The following is a 24348-nucleotide window of genomic DNA, read 5'->3' as shown; positions in this document are numbered from 1 at the left end:
ACCCCGGTGTCAGGATCTTCTGCGTCGATGCTGGATGTGGTTCGGGTTCGAGCCCGATTACTCGATCATGAAGTTCGGGCCGTGCCCGATTACTTGATCATGTAGATCGTGGCGAAGAGGCCGATCCACACGACATCGACGAAGTGCCAGTAGTAGGACACGACGATGGCGGCGGTCGCCTGTTCGTGGGTGAACCTCTTGGCCGCGTACGTCCTGCCCAGGACGAGCAGGAAGGCGATGAGCCCGCCTGTCACGTGCAGCCCGTGGAAGCCGGTGGTCAGGTAGAACACCGAGCCGTACGGGTCGGAGGAGAGGGAGAGGCCCGCCTCCTTGACCAGCTCGGTGTACTCGAGGACCTGGCCTCCGATGAAGATCGCACCCATCACGAAGGTGATGATGAACCAGGTGCGGAGCTTCTTCACATCGCCCCGCTCCGCGGCGAAGACGCCGAGCTGGCAGGTGAGTGAGGAGAGCACCAGGATCGTGGTGTTCGTCGCCGAGAACGGGAAGTTCAGGTGCTCGGCCATCTCCTTCCAGTGATCCGGTCCCGTCACCGATCGCAGGGTGAAGTACATCGCGAAGAGGGCCGCGAAGAACATCAGCTCGGAACTCAGCCAAATGATGGTTCCGACGCTGGTGAGGTTCGGTCGATTGACCGACGGGTGCGCGTGCCCGGTTTCTACTGTCGTTGCTGTCGCCACGACCGACATTATGTCGGTCGCTTATCCAGCCCTCACCCCGGGGGGTGCCGTTCGGTGTGTCAGCCGGGTGTGTCCTCCCCGAACGGCCCATGGAACAGCTGTCCTGACCGGTGCTGACAGGCTGTCGGGCGGAGTACGATCCGCGCATCGGTTCATGCCCGTAAAGCCCCGAAGACACAGATGTCACGGAGGAACTATGCAGCCGACCGCCACGGTCCTGGTCTACAGCGACGACGCCAACACCCGTGAGCAGGTGAGGCTGGCAGCCGGGCGCAGGCCCGCGGCCGATGTGCCACCGGTGCAGTTCCTGGAATGCGCCACGATGCCCGCCGTCCTGGAGGCGCTGGAGCACGGCGGTGTCGACGTCTGCGTGCTGGACGGCGAGACGGCGCCCGCGGGGGGCATGGGCGTCTGCCGGCAGATCAAGGACGAGATCTTCCGCTGCCCGCCGGTGCTGCTGCTGATGGGGCGCCCGCAGGACGCCTGGCTGGCCACCTGGAGCCGCGCGGACGCGGCGGTGACCCTGCCGGTCGAGCCGGTCGAGTTCGCGGAGGCCCTGGCCGCCCTGCTGCGCAGCAGGCTCTCCGTGGGGGCCTGAGGGCCTCCGCGGACTCCTTCGCGGTCCTGCCGACGGGCAGCGCACTCCCCTGGGCGAGGTCGTCAGACCTCGGGGCGCAGTCGCGCCGCCTGGATCGTGTCCGAACGGTCCGGGACGGGGTTCTTCTGCAGTGCGCTGCCCTTCAGCCATTTGGCCCAGGTGAGGTTCCAGTCGCCGTAGCCGTTGCCGAACGGTGCCATCGTCTCGCCCTGGCTGCCGACGACCTCGACGATGTCGCCCTCGCGCACGGTGTTGAAGAACCACTGGGCCTGGCTGGTGCTCATGCCCGTACAGCCGTGGCTGACGTTCGCGTACCCCTGCGAGCCGGTGGACCAGGGGGCCGCGTGCACGTACTCGCCGCTCCAGGTGACCCGGGTCGCGTAGTAGACCTGCAGGTCGTACGAGTCGGAGGAACCCTCCGCGATGCCGATCGTCTCCCCGCGCATACGTACGCGGTATTCCTTGCCCAGCACGACCTTGACGCCGTTTCGGGTGGCGAAGCCGGGCTTCCCGGTGGTCACCGGAATGGTGTTGATCACTTTCCCGTTGCGCTTGACCGTCATCGAGTGCGTCGAGGCGTCGGTGATGGCCTCGATGCGGTCGCCCGTGGTGAGCCTCAGCGCCTTGGCGGGGGCGCCGTAGAGGGTGTCGGTGACCTTGATGCCGGCCAGGCCGCTGGTGACGTCGATGGTGGCTCTGGCGGGCCAGTACTCCTTGGGGCGGTAGTGCAGGGTCTTGTCGTCGACCCAGTACCAGGAACCGGTCACCGCGGGCGTCGAGCGGACCCGCAGGGCGCGCTCCACGGTGGCCCTGGAGGCCCTGTCCCGGACCGGAGCGCTGAGTTCCGCCGTAATGGGCTGTCCGACGCCGTAGGTGCCCGCCTGAGGGCCGAAGGCGACCTTCAGGAACTTCTTGGCGGCGGTCGTCTCGAAGGAGAGCGTGCGGCTGCCGGGGGCGCCGTCGTCGTCCTCCACGCCGACCCGGACCGTGTAGCGGGTTCCGGCGGCCAGCGGGACGGTGGAGTGCCAGCGCTTCCCGTCGGCGTCGAGTTCGCCCGCCAGATGGCGCCCGGCCGTGTCCACCGCCGTCACGTCCGTGATCCGGCCGTCGTCGTCGTTGACGGTGACTTCCAGCGGCTTGTCGGGATCGGCCTTCTCGTCGCCCTCGGGGGCGTTGGAGGAGATCTCGTCCGCGGCGTCGTACGGCTTCTCCGCCAGTGGGTGGTCGGATCCTCCGCAGGCTGTCGCGCCTGCGACCAGGGCCACGGCCAGCAGAGTGCAGCTCACTACGGGGCGGATGCGCAGCGTGCGGTTCATGGATCCACGTTATGGAGGCATGTCCGTATCGGCGCGCGGGATGACTGCAAACGGGGGGCCCGTACTCCTCTCGGTGGAGAAGTACGGGCCCCCCGTCAGGTGGAGCGGTGAAGCGGTGTCACTGGGTGCGGTTCTCGCCGTGGTAGTACTCGAAGACCCAGCCGAACAGGCCGATCAGGATCATCGGGAGCGAGAAGTAGAGCAGCCACCAGCCGAAGATGACACCCATGAAGGCGAGCGCACCGCCGAACGCGAGCGAGAGCGGCTGCCAGCTGTGCGGGGAGAAGAACCCCACCTCGCCGGCCTCGTCCGCGACGTCGGCCTCCTTGTTGTCCTGCGCCATGGCGTCGACCCGCCGGGCCGTGAAGGCCAGGTAGAAGCCGACCATGACGCTCAGACCGAAGGCCAGGAACAGCGCGGTGGTACCGGCGGGCTCCTTCGACCAGACACCGTAGGTGATGGCCATGGCGAGCATGAAGACGCTCAGCCAGATGAACATCTTGCCCTGGATCTTCACTTGCCGGCCTCCTTGCCACCAGCGAGGGCCTTGTCGTCCTCGGAGGGGTGCTCCAGCTGCTCCAGGGCCGCGATCTCAGGGTGGTGGAGGTCGAAGGCCGGGGATTCGGAACGGATCCGGGGCAGGGTGAGGAAGTTGTGCCGCGGCGGCGGGCAGGAGGTCGCCCACTCCAGCGAGCGGCCGTAGCCCCACGGGTCGTCGACCTCGACCTTCTTGCCGTACTTGGCGGTCTTCCACACGTTGTAGAAGAACGGCAGCATCGACAGGCCGAGCAGGAACGAGGCGATCGTCGAGATCGTGTTCAGCGCGGTGAAGCCGTCCGCGGCGAGGTAGTCCGCGTAACGACGCGGCATGCCCTCGGCACCGAGCCAGTGCTGCACCAGGAACGTGCCGTGGAAGCCCACGAACAGCGTCCAGAACGTGATCTTGCCGAGCCGCTCGTCCAGCATCTTGCCGGTGAACTTCGGCCACCAGAAGTGGAATCCGGAGAACATCGCGAAGACCACGGTGCCGAAGATGACGTAGTGGAAGTGCGCGACGACGAAGTACGAGTCCGAGACGTGGAAGTCCAGCGGGGGCGACGCCAGGATCACGCCGGTCAGACCACCGAAGGTGAAGGTGATCAGGAAGCCGACGGCCCAGAGCATCGGGGTCTCGAAGGACAACGAGCCCTTCCACATCGTGCCGATCCAGTTGAAGAACTTCACACCGGTCGGTACCGCGATGAGGAATGTCATGAACGAGAAGAACGGCAACAGCACACCGCCCGTGACGTACATGTGGTGCGCCCACACGGTCACGGAAAGACCGGCGATGGCAATCGTCGCACTGATCAGACCGATGTAACCGAACATCGGCTTCCGGCTGAATACCGGAATGACCTCGGAAATGATTCCGAAGAATGGTAGGGCGATGATGTACACCTCTGGATGGCCGAAGAACCAGAAGAGGTGTTGCCAGAGCAGTGCCCCGCCATTGGCCGCGTCGAATACGTGGGCGCCGAATTTACGGTCGGCCTCCAGCGCGAAGAGCGCGGCGGCGAGGACCGGGAAGGCCAGCAGGACCAGGACACCGGTCAGCAGGACGTTCCAGGTGAAGATCGGCATGCGGAACATCGTCATGCCGGGAGCGCGCATGCAGATGATCGTGGTGATGAAGTTGACCGAACCGAGGATCGTGCCGAAGCCGGAGAAGGCCAGACCCATGATCCACATGTCGGCGCCGACACCCGGCGAACGGACCGCGTCCGAGAGCGGGGAGTAGGCGAACCAGCCGAAGTCCGCCGCACCCTGCGGGGTGAGGAAGCCGGCCACCGCGATGATCGAACCGAAGAGGTACAGCCAGTAGGCGAACATGTTCAGCCGCGGGAACGCCACGTCGGGCGCACCGATCTGCAGCGGCATGATCCAGTTCGCGAACCCGGCGAACAGCGGCGTCGCGAACATCAGCAGCATGATCGTGCCGTGCATCGTGAACGCCTGGTTGAACTGCTCGTTCGACATGATCTGCGTGCCGGGACGGGCCAGTTCGGCGCGCATGAAGAGCGCCATCAGACCGCCGATGCAGAAGAACGCGAACGACGTGACCAGGTACATCGTGCCGATCGTCTTGTGGTCAGTGGTGGTCAGCCACTTGACGACGACGTTTCCCGGCTGCTTGCGCCGGACCGGCAGCTCGTCCTCGTACGAGTCGTCTGCTGCCGCGGCACCCTGAGGTTCGTTGAGGATGCTCACAGTTTGTTCGTCTCCGCATTCCTGGCCGGGTCAGTCTGCTCGATGCCGGCCGGCACGTAGCCCTTCTGGCCCTTCTTCGCCAGCTCCTTCAGGTGCGCCTGGTAGCGCTCCGGGGAGACGACCTTGACGTTGAAGAGCATCCGGGAGTGGTCGGCGCCGCAGAGCTCGGCGCACTTGCCCATGAAGGTGCCCTCCTGGTTGGGGGTCACCTCGAAGGCGTTGGTGTGGCCCGGAATGACGTCCTGCTTCATGAGGAACGGCACCACCCAGAAGGAGTGGATGACGTCACGCGAAGTCAGGACGAAACGGACCTTCTCGCCCTTCGGCAGCCACAGGGTCGGGCCCGGGTTGCCGTTCTGCGGGTTCCGGGTTCCCGGGATGCCGAAGTCGTAGACGCCCTCCGCACCCTTGGGGAAGTCCTTCCGGTACCGGTCGGGGATGGCGTCGAGCTCCTTGGGGATCTCGCTGCCCGTGGCGGCAACGCCGTCCACGTTCTCGATGTAGTTGAATCCCCAGCTCCACTGGTAGCCGACCACGTTGATCGTGTGGGCGGGCTTCGGGGAGAGCGAGAGGAGCTTCGATTCATCGCGTGCGGTGAAGTAGAACAACACCGAGACGATGATCAGGGGGACCACGGTGTACAACGCCTCGATGGGCATGTTGTACCTGGTCTGAGTAGGAACCTCGACCTTGGTGCGGCTGCGCCGGTGGAAGATGACGCTCCACAGGATCAGGCCCCAGACCAGCACGCCCGTGGCGAGCGCTGCCGCCCACGAGCCCTGCCAGAGGGAAAGGATCCGTGGTGCCTCTTCCGTTACCGGCGTGGGCATACCGAGGCGGGGGAAGTCCTTGTATGTGCAACCGGTTGCGGTCGCCAGGATCAGGCCCGCAGTCAGCACCTGCGGCAGCTTCCGCCGCATCGGGCGCCGCGACGAGCGGTCGGAGCCGTTGGGACTCACGTAGCGCCTTCCCGAGAGTCTCGCCCGCGCGGTCGGCGCGGCCGTCTTTCTGGTCGGTCGCCGCCCTGACGCGGGCAGGGGTTTGGATGTTTATGCGGACCAAACCCTACTGGACGCTATTTGGGGTCGCGCGGGGAGGGTGCCCAACGCGCCGTTCGACTCCCCGAAGGGGTGGAATACGGGCCTCCGGCCGCCATCTGACGGCCCCTCTCCCGCCTGGGCGCAAGGCCCTTCCGCGGCCCCGGCCCGGGGCGGGCTAGCGTGGTGGTGTGCCCTACTTCGACGCCGCCTCCTCCGCCCCCCTGCACCCCGTCGCACGCCAGGCGCTGCTTGCCGCGCTGGACGAGGGCTGGGCCGATCCGGCCAGGCTCCACCGCGAGGGGCGGCGGGCCCGGCTGCTGCTGGACGCCGCCCGGGAGACCGCCGCCGAGGCCGTCGGGTGCCGGCCGGACGAACTCGTGTTCCCCCCTTCGGGGACGCTGGCGGTGCACACGGGAATTTCCGGGGCGCTCGCGGGCCGTCGGCGTGTCGGCCGCCATCTGCTGGTCTCCTCGGTCGAGCACTCGTCGGTGCTCCATTCGGCCGCCGCCCATGAGGCGCAGGGCGGATCGGTCTCCGAGGTTGCGGTGGACCGCTCGGGGGCGGTGAGCGCGGCGGACTGGGAGCGGGCGCTGCGGGAGGACACCGCACTGGCCTGTCTGCAGTCCGCCAACCACGAGGTCGGCACCGAGCAGCCGGTGGCGGAGGTCGCGGAGGTCTGCCGGGCGGCGGGGGTTCCGCTGCTGGTGGACGCGGCGCAGTCGCTGGGCCGGGCGCCGGTGCCGGGCGGCTGGTCGCTGCTGGTGGGCAGCGCGCACAAGTGGGGCGGGCCCTCGGGAGTGGGGCTGCTGGCGGTGCGCAAGGGGGTGCGGTTCGCGGCGCGGGGGCCGGCCGACGAGCGGGAGTCGGGGCGGGCGGCGGGGTTCGAGAACATTCCGGCGATCGTCGCCGCGGCGGCCTCGCTGCGGGCGGTGCGGGCCGAGGCGGAGGCCGAGTCCGAGCGGCTGCGGGTGCTGGTGGACCGCATCAGGGCCCGGGTGCCGGAGCTGGTGCCCGATGTGGAGGTGGTCGGCGATCCGGTGCGGCGGCTGCCGCATCTGGTGACCTTCTCCTGTCTCTATGTCGACGGGGAGACCCTGCTGCACGAGCTGGACCGGGCGGGTTTCTCCGTGTCGTCCGGTTCGTCCTGCACCAGCAGCACACTGACGCCGAGCCATGTGCTCAGGGCGATGGGGGTGCTGTCCGAGGGGAACGTACGGGTGTCGCTGCCGGACGGCACCCGCGACGAGGAGGTCGACGGCTTCCTGGAGGTGCTGCCCCGGGTGGTGGCGGAGGTACGGGAGAGGCTCGGCGCGCCCACGTCGGCGGCCTCCTCCCCCGCCCCGGCCGCGCCCCTGGTGGTCGACGCGCTCGGGAAGCGCTGCCCGATCCCGGTGATCGAGCTCGCAAAGGTGATCGGGGAGGTACCGGTGGGCGGGACGGTGACGGTGCTCTCCGACGACGGGGCGGCGCGTCTGGACATCCCGGCCTGGTGCGCGATGCGCGGGCAGGAGTACGTGGGCGAGGAGCCGGCGGACCGTGGCTCGGCCTACGTGGTCCGCCGGCTCGTCTGAGGCTTCCTGCCGGGTCAGCCCAGGTGGAGGCGGACCTCGTCGGCGGCGTCGTGGCCGTACGCCTTGGTGAAGCGGTCCATGAAGTGGGTGCGGCGCAGGGTGTACTCCTGGGTGCCGATGGTCTCGATGACCAGGGTGGCCAGCATGCAGCCGACCTGGGCGGCGCGCTCCAGGCCGACGCCCCAGACGAGGCCGGAGAGGAAGCCGGCCCGGAAGGCGTCGCCGACGCCGGTCGGGTCGGTCTTGCTCTCCTCCTCCGGGCAGCCGACCTCGATCGGGTCCTGGCCGACCCGCTCGATGCGCACGCCCCGGGAGCCGAGGGTGGTGACCCGGTGGCCGACCTTGCCCAGGATCTCCTCGTCGCTCCAGCCGGTCTTGGACTCGATGAGCCCCTTCTCGTACTCGTTGGAGAAGAGGTACGTGGCGCCTTCGAGGAGGGTCCGGATCTCGTCGCCGTCCATCCGCGCGATCTGCTGCGAGAAGTCCGCGGCGAACGGGATGCCCCGGGAGCGGCACTCCTCGGTGTGGCGGAGCATCGCCTCGGGGTCGTCGGCGCCGATCAGGGCCAGGTCGAGGCCGCCGACGCGGTCGGCGACGGCCTTCAGCTCGATGAGGCGGGCCTCGCTCATCGCCCCGGCGTAGAAGGAGCCGATCTGGTTGTGGTCGGCGTCCGTGGTGCAGACGAAGCGGGCGGTGTGCAGGACCTCGGAGATCCGGACCGAGCCGGTGTCGACGCCGTGGCGGTCGAGCCAGGCGCGGTACTCGTCGAAGTCGGCGCCGGCGGCACCGGCCAGGATCGGCCGCGTGCCCAGCAGGCCCATGCCGAAGCAGATGTTGGCGGCGACACCGCCCCGGCGCACTTCGAGGTTGTCGACCAGGAAGGAGAGCGAGACCGTGTGCAGCTGATCGGCGACCAGCTGGTCGGCGAAACGGCCGGGGAAGGTCATGAGGTGATCGGTGGCGATGGAGCCGGTGACTGCGATTCGCACGGGGAGACTGCTCCTGCGGAGATCGGGGGGAACCGCTGATGGTGTTCCCGGGGCGTCGTGACAGTTCACGCTACCCGTTCCGCGGACTCGCCCGAAGCGGGAAAACTACCCGATAGTAGGGCTTTCTTCCCGAGGCGTGCGATGCCTACGGTGCGGTTATGTCGAACCACATCACCTCGCACGAGTCCGAGATGAGCCTGGCCGAGCTGCGCGGGGACTGCGCGCGGATGGCTCCGCACTGGGCGGCCCACCCGAAGTCTGCCCCTGTTCCGGTCGCTCCGTCCCGGATTCACGGGGTCACCGTGCCCGCCGCCTCCGCCCGGCTTGTCGACGCCATGTCCGAGTACGGCGACTGACCCGTGCCGGTACCGGCACGCTGCCGGTACCGGCAACGATCGCGCCCCGCGCCCCGGGAGGGAACCGCTCGCGCCCCTGCCCCGTCCCACCGTTGTCCCCACTCGGGGGACGGACGACGGGCCGGTCCACGGCGTGTGCCGGCCACGCAGGCGAAGGAGCGATCCGGTGAGCACCGAGCGACCCGACAACGACGTGACCGGCCCCCGGCGGCGTTCGCCGCTCGCCGTGGCCTCGGTGGCGGCAGCCGTACTGCTGGCCGGGGGTGGCGGCGCCTACTGGGCCGCGACCGCCGCCGACGGTGACGGCGCGAGGACCGGCAGCACGGACGGCAGCGGTGGGCGCACCCCTCCCCCGCTGGCCCTGGAGGCCGGATCGGACAGCCCCGCGGCGCCGGGCGGGCCCGCGCGGGGCATCGCGCCGGGCGAGCCCGACCCGAACGGCGGCCAGGTGGTCTACCGGGTGTCCGGCGAGCTGCCCCAGGGGCCGGACAGGGCCGCGGTGCGGCGTGCGACGGGGAGCGTCTCGGCCGCCGAGGTGACCCGGCTGGCGAAGGCGCTGGGCCTGCCGGGGACGCCGCGGGCGGAGGGCACGGCCTGGACGGTGGGGTCCACCGGGGACGGCTCGGGCCCGTTCCTCCGGGTGGAGAAGCAGGCACCGGGCACCTGGACCTTCGCCCGCTACGGTTCCGGCGGTACGGACAACTGCCGTGACACCAAGGTCTGTTCGAGCGAGAAGGTGGCTCCGGGCGGTTCCGGGAACCCGGTGGGCGAGAGCGCCGCCAAGGCCGCCGCGACCCCGGTCCTGAAGGCGGTGGGACAGGACGACGCCGCGCTCGACACCCGCCAACTCATGGGCTCGGTACGGGTGGTGAACGCCGACCCGAAGGTGGACGGGCTTCCCACGTACGGCTGGTCGACCGGCATCCAGGTGGGCGCCGGTGGTGAAGTGGTGGGCGGTTCCGGGCACTTGAAGGCCCTGGAGAAGGGCGACAGCTATCCGGTGATCAGCGCGGGCGAGGCGCTGAAGCAGCTGAACGGACGCTCGATGCGCACGGGCGCGCAGAAGGACATCGGCGGCTGCGCCACCCCCGTACCGCTGCAGGACGGGAAGGACGCCCCGGAGAAGCAGCCGAGGCCGAAGGTGGACTGCGGGACGCAGAGCGGGACGGAGCGGCCGACGACGACCGTGACGGTCGAGAAGGCGGTGTTCGGTCTGTCGATGCAGTACGTGGCGGGCGAGCAGACGCTCGTGCCGTCCTGGCTCTTCTCGGTGCGACAGGCCGCCGGCGGGCCGGGCAGCACGGTGCCGCGGGTCGCCGTGGACCCCTCGTACCTGACGAAGGACGCCCCGGCGGCGACCGCGCCGACCCCGCCCGCCGGGGACACGGAGAAATCCGACCGGCTGCTGTCGTACAGCGCCGACGGACGGACCCTGTCGGTGAAGTTCTGGGGCGGGGTGTGCAGCACGTACACCGCGAGCGCGACCGAGGACGGCAACCGGGTGACGGTGACGGTGACGGAGGAGAGGCAGCCCGGGAAGAATGCCTGCATCATGATCGCCAAGGAGCTGACCCGCACGGTGACGCTGGACGCGCCGCTCGGCGACCGGACGGTGGTCGACGCGGCCTCGGGCCACGTCGTGTCCCGCGGCTGAGCCGTACGCGGAAGGCCGTGCGCAGGAGGCCGGAAACGGCGCGCACGGCCTCCCGAACCGCGCACAGCAGCACCCGAGCCGCACCCACGACGACCGGGACGGCACGCACGGCCCCTGAACGGCACGCACGGCGGCGGAACCGCACGCGCGGCGTCCGAAGGAACTGTCCGCACGATGGCGGCGGCGATCCCCTGCCGGGATCGCCGCCGCCGTCGTGCCGTTCCGCCGTGCCCGGGATCCGCGCGCCCCGTCGGGGGAACGCGGCCCGCGGGGGTCAGCTGAAGGAGTCCCCGCAGGCGCAGGAGCCCGTGGCGTTGGGGTTGTCGATCGTGAAGCCCTGCTTCTCGATGGTGTCGACGAAGTCGATGGAGGCACCGCCGAGGTACGGGGCGCTCATCCGGTCGGTGACGACCTTGACGCCGTCGAAGTCCTTCACGACGTCCCCGTCGAGCGAACGCTCGTCGAAGAAGAGCTGGTAGCGCAGGCCCGAGCAACCGCCGGGCTGGACGGCGACGCGCAGCGCCAGGTCGTCACGGCCCTCCTGCTCCAGCAGGCTCTTGACCTTGGCTGCGGCGGCGTCGGACAGGAGGATGCCGTCGCTCACGGTGGTGGTCTCGTCCGATACGGACATCTGCTTCTCTCCCGGGTTGTACGGAGACTGCTTGCCGACGTTGCAACGGTCGGAGCCGCGGATTCATTCCGGGCCGAGCGCTTGCCTGTTCCGTTCATGCTCGCACACCGGTCCGGCGGGGGGGATGCGTCACATCGACACTATGGCCATCGTCAAAGTGACGTGAACCGGATATGATAGATAGCGTCAATTAGACGAAAAGGCTTTCAGCAGAGAAGAAAGGGTGCGTGACGTGACCACGGCCCACCCCGCCCAGGAACTCGACGTCCAGCCGACGCCCCTCGCCCTGCTCCTGCTCGGCCGTGAGGCCGACCCCCGGAGCGAGCGCGGCGTCGAGTGCCCCGGCGACCTGCCATCCCCGTCCGATCCGGACCTGGTGGAGCGCGCCCGTGCCGCCAAGGAGAAGCTCGGGGACAAGGTGTTCGTCCTCGGCCACCACTACCAGCGCGACGAGGTCATCCAGTTCGCGGACGTCACCGGCGACTCCTTCAAGCTCGCCCGGGACGCGGCGGCCCGGCCGGAGGCCGAGTACATCGTCTTCTGCGGCGTGCACTTCATGGCCGAGTCCGCGGACATCCTGACCACGGACGACCAGAAGGTCGTGCTGCCGGACCTGGCGGCGGGCTGTTCCATGGCGGACATGGCCACCGCCGAGCAGGTCGCCGAGTGCTGGGACGTGCTGACCGAGGCCGGGATCGCCGAGCAGGTCGTGCCCGTCTCGTACATGAACTCCTCCGCCGACATCAAGGCGTTCACCGGGCGGCACGGCGGCACCATCTGCACCTCGTCCAACGCCCGGCGGGCGCTGGAGTGGGCCTTCGAGCAGGGCGAGAAGATCCTCTTCCTGCCCGACCAGCACCTCGGCCGGAACACCGCGGTCCGGGACCTGGGGATGTCGCCGGAGGACTGCGTCCTCTACAACCCGCACAAGCCGAACGGCGGTCTGACCGCCGAGGAGCTGCGGAACGCGAAGATGATCCTGTGGCGCGGGCACTGCTCGGTGCACGGCCGCTTCTCGGTCGAGTCCGTGAACGACGTGCGCGAGCGGATACCGGGCGTCAACGTCCTGGTGCACCCGGAGTGCAGGCACGAGGTGGTGGCCGCGGCCGACTACGTGGGCTCGACGGAGTACATCATCAAGGCCCTGGAGGCGGCCCCGGCCGGCTCGAAGTGGGCGATCGGCACCGAACTGAACCTGGTGCGCCGCCTGGCGAACCGGTTCGCGGCCGAGGACAAGGAGATCGTCTTCCTCGACAAGACGGTGTGCTTCTGCTCGACGATGAACCGCATCGACCTGCCGCACCTGGTGTGGGCCCTGGAGTCGCTGGCCGAGGGCAACCTCGTCAACCGGATCGAGGTCGACCCGGAGACGGAGAAGTACGCGAAGCTGGCGCTGGAGCGGATGCTGGCGCTGCCGTAGCGAAGGCCGTGGGCGGCGCGGGGCGGGGCGCCCCGCTCTGGCCGCACGAAGGCCCTGGCACCGTCGGACCGACGGTGCCAGGGCCTTTTCCGTGCCGGTCGTCAGGCCTTGGCAGGCTCCGGCTCCTCCGAGGTGTCCTCCCGGAGGGCCGGCTCCGCGGCGCCGGTCTTCTTCGCCCGCTTGGCGGCCTTCTTCTTCGCGCGGCGTTCCTTGCGGAGTTCGACCATCGCGTAGAGCGTCGGCACCAGGAGCAGGGTCAGCAGGGTCGAGGTGACCAGGCCGCCGATCACCACGACGGCGAGAGGCTGCGAGATGAAGCCGCCCTCGCCAGTGACGCCGAGTGCCATCGGGAGCAGGGCGAAGATCGTCGCCAGGGCGGTCATCAGGATCGGGCGGAGCCGGTGGCGGCCGCCCTCGACGACTGCTTCGACGACGCCCATGCCCTGGGCCCGGTACTGGTTGATCAGGTCGATCAGCACGATCGCGTTGGTCACCACGATGCCGATCAGCATCAGCATGCCGATCATCGCCGGAATGCCCATCGGGGTGTCGGTGGCGACGAGCAGGCCGATCGCGCCGGTCGCCGCGAACGGGACGGAGACCAGCAGGATCAGCGGCTGGACCAGGGACCGGAAGGTCGCCACCAGCAGCATGAAGACGATCGCGATCGCCGCCAGCATGGCCAGGCCGAGCTTGGCGAACGAGTCGCTCTGGTCCTCGGTGACACCGCCGATGGTGGCGGTGGCGCCCTCCGGGAGCTCCAGCGCGTCGAGCTTCTTCTCCAGCGCGGCGCTGACCGCTCCGGTGTTGTCGCTGGTGGGCTTGGCGGTGATGGTGGCGGCGCGCTGGCCGTCGATCCGGGTCATCGAGACCGGGCCGGGGACCAGTTCGACGTCGGCGACCTGGCCGAGCCTGACCGGGCCGAGGGGGAGGTCCTTCAGCTCGGCCATCGTGGTGGCCGGGTGGGCGGACCTGATGACCACGTCCCGTTCGGTGTCGTCCATGACCGCCTTGCCGGCCGGGGTGCCGCGCACCGCCCCGGCGACGGCCGCGCCGAGCGCGGTCTGGTCGAGGCCGGCGTCCGCCGCCCTGGCGTTGGGCTTCACCGAGATCCGCGGAACGCTCTGCGACAGGTCGCTCTGGACGTCGGTGACGTCCTTGAGACCGGCGACCGCGCCCCGTACCTTCTCGGACGCCTTGCGCAGCACGTCCGCGTCGGCGGCCTTGACCACGACGCTGAGGTCCTGGCTGCCGAAGCCGTCGCCCGCGGAGATGGTGGTGTCACCGATGCCGTCGAGCTTGCCGAGCGCGGTGTCGATGCGCTTCTGCGTGGCGTCGAAGTCGCCCGAGTCCTTCAGGGTGACCTGGTACGTGGCCTGGTTGGAGCCGGTGCCGCCGCCGAAGGCCGCCATGAAGCCGGAGGAGCCGACGGTGACCTGGTAGTCCTTGACGCCCTTGTCGTCGGCGAGGACCTTCTCGACCTTCCGGGCCGCCGCGTCGGCGGCTGCCAGGCTGGTGCCGGGGGTCAGCTCCTGCTTGATGGAGAGGACCTCCTGCTCGCCCTGGTCGAAGAAGTTGGTCTTCAGCAGCGGGGCCATGCCGAAGGTGGCGACCAGCACCACGACGGCGATGGCGAGGCTGGTGACGCGGCGCCGGGTCGCGAAGCGCAGCACCGGGACGTACAGCCGCTGGAGCCGGCTGCGGGCCTCCTTCTCCTCGGCCTTGCGACGGATCTCGTCCGGGTCGTCCTGGGCGGCGCCCTCGGGGGCGCGCAGGAACCAGTACGACAGGACGGGCACGACGGTCAGCGAGACCAGCAGGGAGGCCAGCAGGGCCGCGGTGACGGTCAGCGAGAAGGAGCCGAAGAGTTCGCCGACCATGCCACCGACGAGGCCGATCGGCAGGAAGACGGCGACCGTGGTGAGGGTCGAGGAGGTGACCGCGCCGGCCACTTCCTTCACCGCGGTGATGATCGCCGACTGGCGCTCCTCGCCGTAGCCGAGGTGGCGCTTGATGTTCTCCAGGACCACGATCGAGTCGTCGACGACCCGGCCGATGGCGATGGTCAGCGCGCCGAGCGTGAGCATGTTGAGCGAGAGGTCGCGGGTCCAGAGCACGATCAGCGCGAGGACCACGGAGAGCGGGATGGAGACCGCGGTGACCAGGGTCGAGCGCAGCGACGCGAGGAAGACCAGGATCACGACGACCGCGAAGAGCAGGCCGAGCGCGCCTTCGGTGGTCAGGCCGGAGATCGCCTTGGAGACGGCGGGACCCTGGTCGGAGACGACGGTCAGTTCGGCGCCGGCACCGAGGTCCTTGCGAAGGTCGGGGAGCTTGTCCTTGACCGCGTCCGAGATGGCGACGGCGCTGCCGTCCTTGTCCATGGTGGCCATCACGGCGAGGCTCGGCCTGCCGTTCGTCCGGGTGATGGAGACCGCGGTGGCCTGCTCCTGCTCGACCTTCGCAATGTCACCGACGCGAACCGGCTTGCCGGGCTTGCCCGTTGCCGCGCCCTGGGGGGCGACCCGCAGGTCCTCGATCTGCTTCAGGGAGGTGAAGGCGCCGCCGACCTGGACGGTGCGGCTCTTGCCGGACTCGGAGAACGAACCGGCGGGGACGGTCGCGCCGCCCGCCTGGAGCGCCTGGGCGAGCGTCATGGCGTTCAGCCCGGCGGCGGCGAGCTTCTTGTCGTCGGGGGTGACGGAGACCTGGAGGTCCCGCACCCCGTCGACGGTGACCTGGCCGACGCCGTCGATGTCCTCCAGTGCGGGGACGACCGTGCGGTCCAGCTGGTCGGCGAGCGCCTGCTGGTCCTTGTCGGAGGTGACGGCGAGGACGACCGCCGGGATGTCGTCGGTCGAGCCGGCAATGACCTGCGGGTCCACGCCGTCGGGGAGCTGGGCGCGGGCGCGGTTGACCGCCTGCTGGATGTCGGCGACGAGCTGCTTGGTGCCCTCGCTGCCGAAGTCGAAGGACGCCATGACGACGGCGTTGCCCTCGCTGGCGGTGGAGGTGATGCCGGTGACTCCGTCGACGGCCTTGAGGGAGTTCTCCAGCGGCTCGACGACCTGCTTCTCGACCACATCGGGGGACGCGCCCTGATAGGGGGCGAGCACCGACACCACCGGAAGCTCGATGGTGGGCAGCAACTGCTGCTTGAGTTGCGGGATCGCGATCGCTCCGAATACGAGCGCGACGATCGAGATCAGTCCGATCAGGGCCCGTTGCGCGAGGCTGAATCTGGACAGCCAGGACATGGGTGAGGTCTCTCTTCTGTGGCTTGCGAGGCAGGTGGGGCGGGTGACTCGGGACAGACCCGGCCCAGTTACACCATCGCTCACCGGCAGGGGCGCAGACCTCGGCCCCAGGGTCGCTTTCTTACGCCCCGCATACCGCAGGTGGAGTACGCCGAATCTCCACCCGTCACTCCACCCTGGGGCGCACCAGGCCCGATTCGTAGGCTATTACCACCAATTGCGCCCGGTCCCTGGCGCCCAGTTTCGCCATCGTCCTGTTCACATGGGTCTTGACCGTGAGCGGGCTGACGACGAGCCGCTCGGCGATCTCGTCGTTGGAGTGGCCGCCCGCGACCAGGACGAGCACCTCGCGCTCGCGGCCGGTGAGCGCGGCGAGCCGTTCCGCGTACTCGGCGGCGCCCGGCCCCTCGCCGTCCGAACTGCCGCCCTGGGCGAGGAATGTGGCGATCAGGCCCTTGGTCGCGGCCGGTGAGAGCAGCGCCTCGCCGGCCGCGGCGATCCGGATGGCGTTGAGGAGCTCCTCGGGTTCCGCCCCCTTGCCGAGGAAGCCGGAGGCCCCGGCCCGCAGCGACTGCACCACGTACTCGTCCACCTCGAAGGTGGTGAGCATGACGACCCGTACGTCCGACAGTTCCGGATCGGCGCTGATCATGCGGGTCGCGGTGAGCCCGTCCGTGCCGGGCATCCGGATGTCCATCAGCACCACGTCGGCCCGGGTCGAGCGGGCGAGTTCCACGGCCTGCGCGCCGTCCGCCGCCTCGCCGACGACCTCCATGTCGGCCTCCGAGTCGACCAGCACCCGGAACGCGCTGCGCAGCAGCGTCTGGTCGTCGACGAGCAGCACCTTGATGGGCGGTGTCATGCGGTTTCCCCCGTCCGGCCCACCATGTCCGGCTCCTCGGACTCTTCCTTGCGGGCCCTGACGGGCAGGATCGCATGGACCCGGAATCCGCCGCCGTAGCGGGGCCCGGCGGTGAGGGTGCCGCCGAGCGCGGTGACGCGTTCGCGCATGCCGAGCAGGCCGTGGCCGCCGCCTCCGTCCGGCGCGTCCGCGGCGCGGCAGTCCCCGCCCGAGCCGTTGTCGATCACGGTGATCTCGGTGGTGGCCCCGACCCGTACGACGCTCACCTCGGCCCTCGCCCCGGGCCCGGCGTGTTTGCGCACGTTGGTCAGCGCCTCCTGGATGACCCGGTACGCGGCGAGGTCGACGGCTGCGGGCAGCGGGGGCCTCCGGTCGGTGCAGGCCACCTCGACCGGGAGTCCGGCCCGCCGGACGGTGTCGACCAGTTCGTCCAGGACCGCGAGGCCGGGGGCCGGTTCGGTGGGTGCCTCGGGGTCTCCGGACTGGCGCAGCAGCCCGACCGTGGCCCGCAGTTCGTTGAGCGCGGAGCGGCTGGCTTCCCGGACGTGGGCCAGCGCCTCCTTGGCCTGGTCGGGGCGCTTGTCCATGACGTGGGCGGCCACCCCTGCCTGGACGTTGACCAGGGCGATGTGGTGGGCGACGACGTCGTGCAGGTCGCGGGCGATCCGCAGCCGTTCCTCGGCGACCCTGCGCCGGGCCTCCTCGTCGCGGGTGCGTTCGGCCCGTTCGGCGCGCTCCCGGATCGCGTCGATGAACGCCCGTCGGGAGCGGATGGCGTCCCCGGTCGCACCGGCCATGCCGATCCAGGCGAAGACGCCGAAGTTCTCCTGGTTGTACCAGGGCGCCGGGCCGAAGAACATCGCGGCGGCCGTCAGCACCGTCATCGTCAGCAGCCCGACCCGCCAGGTGGTGGGCCGGTCGGTGCGGGCGGCGACGGTGTACAGCGCGATGACGGCGCCGGTCACCACGGGGGCGGGCGGGTCGGACCGCATCAGTTCGAGGACCGTCAGTCCGGCGGTGGCCACGAGCACCGCCACGGGACGGCGCCGCCGCCAGACGAGCGCGACGGCCCCCAACACCATCAGGAGCACGCTGCCCGCCTCGGGCCTGCGGGTGGCGAGGGTGGGCCCGTCCGGCGCGCCGGGGTGGACGAAGGACGCGACGATCATGGCCACGAGCACGGCCAGGGCGAGCGCGGCGTCCAGCGCGAGGGGATGGTCGCGCAGCCAGTGCCGTACGCGCAGGACCCCGGTTCCGAGGGTGGTCACGTCAAGCTACGTTACGGCGTGTCGCGCGGAGATCGGGCCGAGTTCGCACGGAGGACCCCCTCCGGGGGCCGCGGGAACGGCCCGGAGGGCGGCAACGGCCCCGTTCCGGGACCGGGAACGAGCCCGCGGAAGGACGGGAGCGAGCCGGAAGGCCGACAACGGACCGGGGCCCCGTGGCTCGTCGCCCGCTCCGGACGCCCCCGGAAACACCTGGACACGCCGGGAAGCATCTGGACACCCCGGAAACGCCCGGACGCACGCGGAAGCATGCGGAAACACGCGTGCCCCGGGTCCGGTGGGCCGGACCCGGGGCACGGTTTCGTGCGGAGTGCGCGTGCTGGAGAGCGCCGCTCGTCAGCCGGGGATCAGGCCGTCGTCCCGGAGCATGGCGCGCACCTCTTCGAGGGTCGCGTCGGACGACGGCAGAATCAGCTCGGACGGCTCCAGGGAGTCGTCCGGCAGGGACGTGCCGAGTTCGCGCACCTTGGCCAGGAGCGCGTGGAGCGTGGCGCGGAAAGCCGGGCCGTCCCCGCTCTCCACCTCGGCGAGCAGCTCGTCGTCGAGCTTGTTGAGCTCGGCGAGATGGCTGTCGGCCAGGGCGACCTGGCCCTCCCCCATGATCCGTACGATCATGACGCTGCCTCACTCAACTCTTGTCGAACCGGTGCGGGGACTGCGACGACTGCCGCTGGGCGGCGTCCTGCGGACCGCCCTCGATCGCCTGCTGCGGCGTGGAGCCGCCGGCCAGCTCGGCCTTCATGCGCTGGAGCTCCAGCTCCACGTCCGTACCGCCGGAGATCCGGTCCAGCTCGGCGGCGATGTCGTCCTTCGCCGTGCCGGTCGGGTCGTCCAGGGCGCCGGAGGCGAGCAGCTCGTCGATCGCGCCGGCGCGGGCCTGGAGCTGCTGGGTCTTGTCCTCGGCCCGCTGGATCGCCAGACCGACGTCGCCCATCTCCTCGGAGATCCCGGAGAACGCCTCGCCGATCCGGGTCTGCGCCTGGGCGGCGGTGTAGGTGGCCTTGATGGTCTCCTTCTTGGTGCGGAAGGCGTCGACCTTGGCCTGCAGCCGCTGGGCCGCGAGGGTGAGCTTCTCCTCCTCGCCCTGCAGCGTGGAGTGCTGCGTCTCCAGGTCGGTGACCTGCTGCTGGAGCGCGGCGCGCCGGGAGAGCGCCTCGCGGGCCAGGTCCTCGCGACCGAGCGCGAGCGCCTTGCGGCCCTGGTCCTCCAGCTTGGCCGACTGTCCCTGCAGCTGGTTCAGCTGCAGCTCCAGCCGCTTGCGCGAGGTCGCCACGTCGGCGACACCGCGGCGCACCTTCTGCAGCAGCTCGAGCTGCTTCTGGTACGAGTAATCGAGGGTCTCGCGCGGATCCTCGGCCCGGTCAAGGGCCTTGTTTGCCTTCGCGCGGAAGATCATCCCCATACGCTTCATGACACCGCTCATGGGCTTCGCGCGCCCCCTTCTGACGGACTGAGCTCCAGCACTCCAACAGAACCCACAGTACGGGCCCTGCCTCTATTACCGCACTGTTCGAGCACGGATGTGCTCCTCCCCAAGGACGACTGCGTCCGGTCACCGCTCCGGCCCAGGGAGTAGGTGGAGGTCGGGGAGAACCGGGACGCCCGTATCCGCCGAACACGCGGGTACACCGGCCAGGACGCGGGCCGTTGCCGGATCGTTCCCGACCGGCCTGGGGTCATCGCGATCGACCCCGTACCCTTGGGCCTTGTGTTCCGTAGCCGTTCGAAGGAAGAGAAGGCGCCCACCGAGAAGGTGACGGCGGACCTCTCCAAGCAGCCCCGCGACCCGCAGGCTCCCAAGGGTCGCCCCACCCCCAAGCGCAGCGAGGCCCAGTCGCAGCGCCGTCGCGCCTCCAGTGGCGCGCCGCTCGACCGCAAGGAGGCAGCGAAGAGGCAGCGCGAAGCACGCCGGGCGGACCTGGCCAGGCAGCGCGAGGCGCTCGCCAGTGGTGACGAGCGCTATCTGCCGATCCGCGACAAGGGCCCGGTGCGGCGCTTCGTCCGCGACTACGTGGACTCGCGCTTCTGCGTCGCGGAGTTCTTCCTGCCGCTCGCCGTGATCATCCTGATCCTCAGCGTGATCCAGGTGCGGAACATCCAGAACATCTCGCTGCTGCTCTGGCTCTGCGTCATCGTGCTGATCGTCATCGACTCGATCGGTCTCTCGATCCGGCTGAGGAAGCAGCTGAAGCAGCGCTTCCCCGACACCCCCAAGCGTGGCGCGATCGCCTACGGCCTGATGCGCACGCTCCAGATGCGCCGCCTGCGACTGCCCAAGCCGCAGGTCAAGCGTGGAGAGCGGCCCTGAGTACGCATGTCTCCGGCTCGGCCGGCGGTCCGTCCGCCGGCCTCCCCGACGATGCCGCCGTCACCGGCTTCTCCGGAGCCTCCCCGGTGTGGCTGAAGGAACTGGGCGGTCTGCGCAACACCGTCCGCCAGGAGCTCGTCGCCCGGCAGCTGGACGAGCAGATCGCGGCCCGCTTCCCGGTCGGGCAGCGGCTGCGGGTCCTCGACGTCGGCATGGGCCAGGGCACCCAGGCGCTGCGCCTGGCCAGGGCGGGTCACACGGTGACCGGCCTGGAGTCCGACGCCGAGATGCTGCGGGTGGCCAGGGAGACGCTCGGCAGCGAGCCGGCGGGAATCCGTGAGCGGGTCCGGCTGATCGAGGGCGACGGCATGGACACCGGGGTGCACTTCCTGCCGGGCAGCTTCGACGTGGTGCTCTGCCACGGCGTGCTGATGTACGTCCGGGAGCCGGACGCGATGCTGGCCGGTCTGGCCCGGATGCTGGCCCCCGGCGGGCTGCTGTCGCTGCTCGTACGGAACGCGGACGCGCTGGCGATGCGCCCCGGCACCGCCGGGGACTGGGACGCGACGCTGGCCGCCTTCGAGAGCGACACGTACACCAACCGGCTGGGCGTCACCGTACGGGCCGACCGGCTGGACGCCCTGACGTCCACCCTCGCCGGGATCGCGGCGCCCCTGCACGCCTGGTACGGGGTGCGCGTCTTCACGGACAACGTGAGCAACGACGTGGAACTGCCCGCCGCCGCGGAGCTGGAACGGGTGCTCGCCGCCGAGGACCGCGCCGGGCGCACGGACCCGTACCGCCGGGTGGCCGCGCTGCTGCACCTGTGCGGCGTACGGGGCTGACCCCCGCGCACGGCCCCGGAACCCCCGCGGCGTACGGGGCCGGTCCGCCGCTCACCACGCACGACCGGGCGGCGGCGGGGTGCCGCCGGGACCGGGCGGCACCCCCTGGCCGAGCGGATTCAACAGGCCGCCGACGGCACCAAAAGCGATAATCCGGACATGGACGCTTCCCACTCCCGCAGCCGTGTCCGGCGGTTCCTGCTGTCCCTGACCGCAGGCGTCTGCGCTGCCGTCCTGGTGAGCGGCTGCTCGGACACGGCCTCCAGTTCGCCGGAGACCGAACCCGGCAGGTCGGCCTCCGCCTCCCGGACCGCCGACGACCTGCAGAGCGACTACCAGACCGTGATCAAGAACGTGCTGCCCTCGGTCGTGCAGATCGAGGCCGCCGAGAGCCTGGGCTCGGGGGTCGTCTACGACTCCAGGGGCCATATCGTCACCAACGCCCACGTGGTCGGCAACGAGAAGACGTTCAAGGTCACCGCCGCCACGGGCGAGAAGGTGCTGCGCGCCTCACTGGTCTCCACCTATCCGGAGCAGGATCTGGCCGTCATCAAGCTCGACAGCGTGCCGGCCGGGCTGAAGCCCGCGAAGTTCGGCGACTCGGGGAAGGTCGAGGTGGGGCAGATCGTGCTGGCGATGGGGTCACCGCTGGGACTGTCCTCCAGCGTCACCCAGGGCATCGTCTCGGCGCTCGGCCGGACCGTCAGCGAGAGCCGCGCGGACGGCGGCACCGGCGCGACGATCGCGAACATGGTGCAGACCTCGGCGGCGATCAACCCGGGCAACAGCGGCGGCGCGCTGGTCAACCTGAAGAGCCAGGTGATCGGCATCCCGACCCTGGCGGCGACGGACCCGACGCTGGGCAACAGCGCGGCACCGGGCATCGGGTTCGCGATCCCGGTGTCGATGGTGAAGACGGTCGCCGATCAGATCATCAAGAGCGGCAGGGTCACCGACTCGGGCCGGGCGGCCCTGAACATCACCGGGCGCACGGTCGTCGACGAGAACTACCGGCCGGCCGGGGTGGCGCTGGTCACTGTGCCGAGGAACGGTGCCGCGGGGAAGGCGGGGCTGCGGGCCGGCGACATCATCACCCGGATCGACGACACTCCGGTCACGTCGATCATGTCCCTGGCGGAGGCGCTGGCCTCGGACAAGCCGGGCCAGAAGGTCACGGTGACGTATCTGCGCGACGGGGCGGAGAAGACGGCACAGGTCACCCTGGGCGAGATCTAGGGCGTGTTTCGGAAGTCCCGCCCGGCCGGGAACGCCCTCCGGGCGGACGAGGCCACTTTCGAAACCCGCCCCGGGGCGTGTCCGGCGGACCGGCCGGTACCGGCACGGCGCCGACAGCGGTTGTGCGGGTCCGGGCCGGGCCCGCACAACCGTTTCCGTGCCGGAGCGGGATCAGCCCTGGTCCGCCTGGAGGCTCATGGGGCCGTAGATCTTCGTCGCGTCCTCGAAGAGCGTCACCTGCTCCGCCCCGCCGTCGAGGAGTTCCTTCCAGTACTCACCGATCCAGGACTCCGCGTCGCCCTGTGTGGTGAATTCCTCCGGCTGCAGCGCCGGCTCCGTCTCCGTGCCGTCGGACTTCTCGAACCGCCACGTCCACGCCATGTCCGCCTCCTGGGTCGCGTTGCTGTCCGCAGCCTAGTGCCCCTCCCGGCAAGCTCTGCCCCGTCGCACCGCCCGGCACGCACGCTCCTTCCGGACAGACACCGGCCGGTCGCGTCACCGGTGCTCGCCTCCGGTACCGGAAGGGGGCCGCGGCCGGTACGGGAACGGGTCCGCGTCCCCTCGAAGCGCCCCAAGTCGCGCACCCGCCGCGCGGACGCGGGAGGATCGAAGGCGTGGAACTGACTCTCCTCGGCACCGGAGCCCCCGACGGGCTGCCGCGGCCCGAATGCCCCTGCGCCGCCTGCGCCGCCGCCCGGGGGCCGCGCTCGCGGGCCGCCACCGCGCTGCTGGTCGACGACGCGCTGCTGCTCGACCTCACCCCGGGGGCCGTGTTCGCCGCGGCCCGCGCGGGGCGCTCGCTCACCGGCGTACGGCAGGTACTGCTCACCCATCCGCACGACGGCCCCGCCGTGGAACTGCCCGCCGGGCTGCCCCCGGCGGGGCGGGTGCCGGACGGCCAGGTGCTGACGCTGATCAGCGGCCACCGGGTGCGGGCGGTGCCCATGGACGCCCCGGGCACGGGGTACGAGGTCACGGCGCCGGAGGGGACGCGGCTGCTCTACCTGCCGCCGGGGGCCGCGCCCGCCGGTCTCGCGGACCGGATGGCGGAGCCGTACGACCTGGTGGTCGGCGACGTGGTGGGGCGGCCGGACGCGGTGGCGCGGCTGCGGGCCGTCGAGGCGGTCGGCCCGGCCACCGGGATCGTCGCCGTCCACCTGGACCACGACGCGCCGCCCGGGACCGAGCTGGACCGGCGGCTCGCGGCGGCCGGTGCGCGGGCCGTGCCGGACGGGACGACGCTGGTGGCGGGCGAGTGCCGCGCGGAGCCGGGGACACCGCGGCGCACCCTGGTGACGGGCGGGGCCAGGTCCGGCAAGTCGGTGGAGGCCGAGCGCCGCCTGGAGACGTTCCCCGAGGTGGTGTACGTGGCGACCGGCGGGAGCCGGGAGGGGGACGCCGACTGGGCGGCCCGGGTCGGCCTGCACCGGGAGCGCAGGCCGGCCGCCTGGCGCACCGAGGAGACCTGCGAGCTGGTGGAGCTGCTGGAGTCGGACGGGCCGCCGCTGCTGATCGACTGCCTGTCGCTGTGGCTGACGGACGCGATGGACCGGGTGGGCGCCTGGGACGACGCGGCGTGGGCGCACGGCGGCGAGGACGCCCTGCGGAAGCGGACCGCCGCCCTGGTCGGCGCGGTGCGCGGAACGCGGCGCACGGTCGTCGCCGTCACCAACGAGGCCGGTTCGGGCGTGGTGCCCGCGACGGCCGCCGGGCGGCGTTTCCGGGACGAGCTGGGTCGGCTGAACGCCGCGTTCGCCGACGAGTGCGAGCAGGTACTGCTGGTGGTGGCCGGCCAGGCCCTGGTCCTGCGGGGCTGACCGGGGCGCGGGAGGCACGACGTCGGGGTGCGGGTGCCGCTGCTCCCCCACCCGCCCCGGCCGCGGCGGGGCGCGCTCCGGCCGGGGGCGGGGCGCGCTCCGGCCGGGGGCGGGGCGCGCTCCGGCCGGGCGTCAGAAACACGGCGGGTACTGTTCCGCCGTGAGCCCGCCGCCGGGCTCACGGCCCACTCGACGCATCGACCCGCGAGGC

General features: G+C 70.7%; 22 protein-coding genes. 9 read left to right on the top strand and 13 right to left on the bottom strand.

The features are described 5' to 3' along the window. Positions 1-89: 89 nt before the first annotated feature. Complete coding sequence (ctaE, locus tag ACWCXX_RS02455; protein ID WP_451123432.1) at positions 90-710, bottom strand: aa3-type cytochrome oxidase subunit III; 621 nt, start codon at positions 708-710, stop codon at positions 90-92. Between the two features lie 187 nt (positions 711-897). Between ctaE and ACWCXX_RS02450 the strand changes: the two genes are divergently transcribed. Beyond that, on the top strand, positions 898-1299 hold the full coding sequence (locus ACWCXX_RS02450) for a hypothetical protein (protein ID WP_451123430.1): 402 nt from the start codon (positions 898-900) through the stop codon (positions 1297-1299). 62 nt (positions 1300-1361) lie between these two features. Here ACWCXX_RS02450 and ACWCXX_RS02445 read toward each other — a convergent pair whose 3' ends face one another. The 4 genes from ACWCXX_RS02445 to ctaC all read right to left on the bottom strand — a co-directional run bounded on the left by ACWCXX_RS02445 (position 1362) and on the right by ctaC (position 5824). Next, on the bottom strand, positions 1362-2615 hold the full coding sequence (locus tag ACWCXX_RS02445; protein WP_451123428.1) for an Ig-like domain-containing protein: 1254 nt from the start codon (positions 2613-2615) through the stop codon (positions 1362-1364). Between the two features lie 118 nt (positions 2616-2733). Next, a complete protein-coding gene (locus ACWCXX_RS02440) occupies positions 2734-3132 on the bottom strand; it encodes a cytochrome c oxidase subunit 4 (protein ID WP_451123426.1) in 399 nt (132 codons plus the stop codon). After that, positions 3129-4865 (bottom strand): aa3-type cytochrome oxidase subunit I, encoded by a 1737-nt coding sequence (gene ctaD / locus ACWCXX_RS02435; protein WP_451123424.1) that lies wholly within the window; start codon positions 4863-4865, stop codon positions 3129-3131. The genes ACWCXX_RS02440 and ctaD overlap by 4 nt, the downstream gene beginning before the upstream one ends. Beyond that, positions 4862-5824 carry an aa3-type cytochrome oxidase subunit II gene (ctaC, locus tag ACWCXX_RS02430; RefSeq protein WP_451123422.1) on the bottom strand — a complete coding sequence of 321 codons (963 nt, stop codon included), beginning with the start codon at positions 5822-5824 and terminating at the stop codon, positions 4862-4864. Before ctaC ends, ctaD begins: the two co-directional genes overlap by 4 nt. 269 nt (positions 5825-6093) lie before the next feature. On the opposite strand from ctaC, the gene ACWCXX_RS02425 reads away from it, so the two are divergent. After that, positions 6094-7476: an aminotransferase class V-fold PLP-dependent enzyme gene (locus ACWCXX_RS02425; RefSeq protein WP_451123420.1), complete on the top strand. Its 1383-nt coding sequence runs from the start codon at positions 6094-6096 to the stop codon at positions 7474-7476. A 14-nt stretch (positions 7477-7490) separates the two neighbouring features. Here the strand turns inward: ACWCXX_RS02425 and ACWCXX_RS02420 are convergent, their stop codons facing one another. Further along, positions 7491-8465: a carbohydrate kinase family protein gene (locus tag ACWCXX_RS02420; RefSeq protein ID WP_451123418.1), complete on the bottom strand. Its 975-nt coding sequence runs from the start codon at positions 8463-8465 to the stop codon at positions 7491-7493. Positions 8466-8623: 158 nt separating this feature from the next. Here ACWCXX_RS02420 and ACWCXX_RS02415 point away from each other — a divergent pair, with 158 nt between their 5' ends. Both ACWCXX_RS02415 and ACWCXX_RS02410 read left to right on the top strand, forming a co-directional pair. Then, a complete protein-coding gene (locus ACWCXX_RS02415; protein WP_451123416.1) occupies positions 8624-8821 on the top strand; it encodes a hypothetical protein in 198 nt (65 codons plus the stop codon). A 166-nt stretch (positions 8822-8987) separates the two neighbouring features. Then, the gene (locus ACWCXX_RS02410) at positions 8988-10475 is read left to right on the top strand and encodes a hypothetical protein (RefSeq protein WP_451123414.1); all 1488 of its coding nucleotides are present in this window, start codon (positions 8988-8990) and stop codon (positions 10473-10475) included. 274 nt (positions 10476-10749) lie between these two features. On the opposite strand, the gene erpA is transcribed toward ACWCXX_RS02410, so the two are convergent. Next, the gene (erpA, locus tag ACWCXX_RS02405; protein ID WP_189540679.1) at positions 10750-11106 is read right to left on the bottom strand and encodes an iron-sulfur cluster insertion protein ErpA; all 357 of its coding nucleotides are present in this window, start codon (positions 11104-11106) and stop codon (positions 10750-10752) included. A 223-nt stretch (positions 11107-11329) separates the two neighbouring features. Between erpA and nadA the strand changes: the two genes are divergently transcribed. Then, the gene (nadA, locus tag ACWCXX_RS02400; protein WP_451123412.1) at positions 11330-12526 is read left to right on the top strand and encodes a quinolinate synthase NadA; all 1197 of its coding nucleotides are present in this window, start codon (positions 11330-11332) and stop codon (positions 12524-12526) included. 101 nt (positions 12527-12627) lie between these two features. On the opposite strand, the gene ACWCXX_RS02395 is transcribed toward nadA, so the two are convergent. The 5 genes from ACWCXX_RS02395 to ACWCXX_RS02375 all read right to left on the bottom strand — a co-directional run bounded on the left by ACWCXX_RS02395 (position 12628) and on the right by ACWCXX_RS02375 (position 19342). Next, a complete protein-coding gene (locus tag ACWCXX_RS02395) occupies positions 12628-15783 on the bottom strand; it encodes an efflux RND transporter permease subunit (protein WP_451123410.1) in 3156 nt (1051 codons plus the stop codon). Positions 15784-15949: 166 nt separating this feature from the next. Next, entirely contained in the window at positions 15950-16645 is a 696-nt protein-coding gene (locus ACWCXX_RS02390) for a response regulator (RefSeq protein ID WP_451123408.1), read from the bottom strand. Beyond that, on the bottom strand, positions 16642-17913 hold the full coding sequence (locus ACWCXX_RS02385) for a sensor histidine kinase (RefSeq protein ID WP_451123406.1): 1272 nt from the start codon (positions 17911-17913) through the stop codon (positions 16642-16644). Before ACWCXX_RS02385 ends, ACWCXX_RS02390 begins: the two co-directional genes overlap by 4 nt. Before the next feature lie 354 nt (positions 17914-18267). Next, positions 18268-18546, bottom strand: a complete 279-nt coding sequence (gene pspAA, locus ACWCXX_RS02380) for a PspA-associated protein PspAA (protein ID WP_451123404.1) — start codon at positions 18544-18546, stop codon at positions 18268-18270. 13 nt (positions 18547-18559) lie between these two features. Next, positions 18560-19342: a PspA/IM30 family protein gene (locus tag ACWCXX_RS02375; RefSeq protein ID WP_451123402.1), complete on the bottom strand. Its 783-nt coding sequence runs from the start codon at positions 19340-19342 to the stop codon at positions 18560-18562. A gap of 297 nt (positions 19343-19639) precedes the next feature. Here ACWCXX_RS02375 and ACWCXX_RS02370 point away from each other — a divergent pair, with 297 nt between their 5' ends. The 3 genes from ACWCXX_RS02370 (at position 19640) to ACWCXX_RS02360 (ending at position 22320) form a co-directional block, all read left to right on the top strand. Next, a complete protein-coding gene (locus ACWCXX_RS02370; protein WP_451123400.1) occupies positions 19640-20239 on the top strand; it encodes a DUF3043 domain-containing protein in 600 nt (199 codons plus the stop codon). Positions 20240-20325: 86 nt separating this feature from the next. Beyond that, positions 20326-21084 carry a class I SAM-dependent methyltransferase gene (locus ACWCXX_RS02365; protein ID WP_451123398.1) on the top strand — a complete coding sequence of 253 codons (759 nt, stop codon included), beginning with the start codon at positions 20326-20328 and terminating at the stop codon, positions 21082-21084. Between the two features lie 159 nt (positions 21085-21243). Further along, positions 21244-22320: a S1C family serine protease gene (locus tag ACWCXX_RS02360; RefSeq protein ID WP_451123396.1), complete on the top strand. Its 1077-nt coding sequence runs from the start codon at positions 21244-21246 to the stop codon at positions 22318-22320. A gap of 171 nt (positions 22321-22491) precedes the next feature. Here ACWCXX_RS02360 and ACWCXX_RS02355 read toward each other — a convergent pair whose 3' ends face one another. Further along, complete coding sequence (locus tag ACWCXX_RS02355; protein ID WP_451123394.1) at positions 22492-22701, bottom strand: hypothetical protein; 210 nt, start codon at positions 22699-22701, stop codon at positions 22492-22494. Between the two features lie 233 nt (positions 22702-22934). On the opposite strand from ACWCXX_RS02355, the gene ACWCXX_RS02350 reads away from it, so the two are divergent. Beyond that, positions 22935-24137, top strand: a complete 1203-nt coding sequence (locus ACWCXX_RS02350) for a bifunctional adenosylcobinamide kinase/adenosylcobinamide-phosphate guanylyltransferase (protein ID WP_451123392.1) — start codon at positions 22935-22937, stop codon at positions 24135-24137. Positions 24138-24348 lie beyond the last annotated feature (211 nt).

The organism is Streptomyces sp. NPDC001732 (assembly GCF_053596315.1).
The sequence above is the reverse complement of the archived record's forward strand: the minus strand, read 5'-3'. Positions and strand labels throughout refer to the sequence as shown.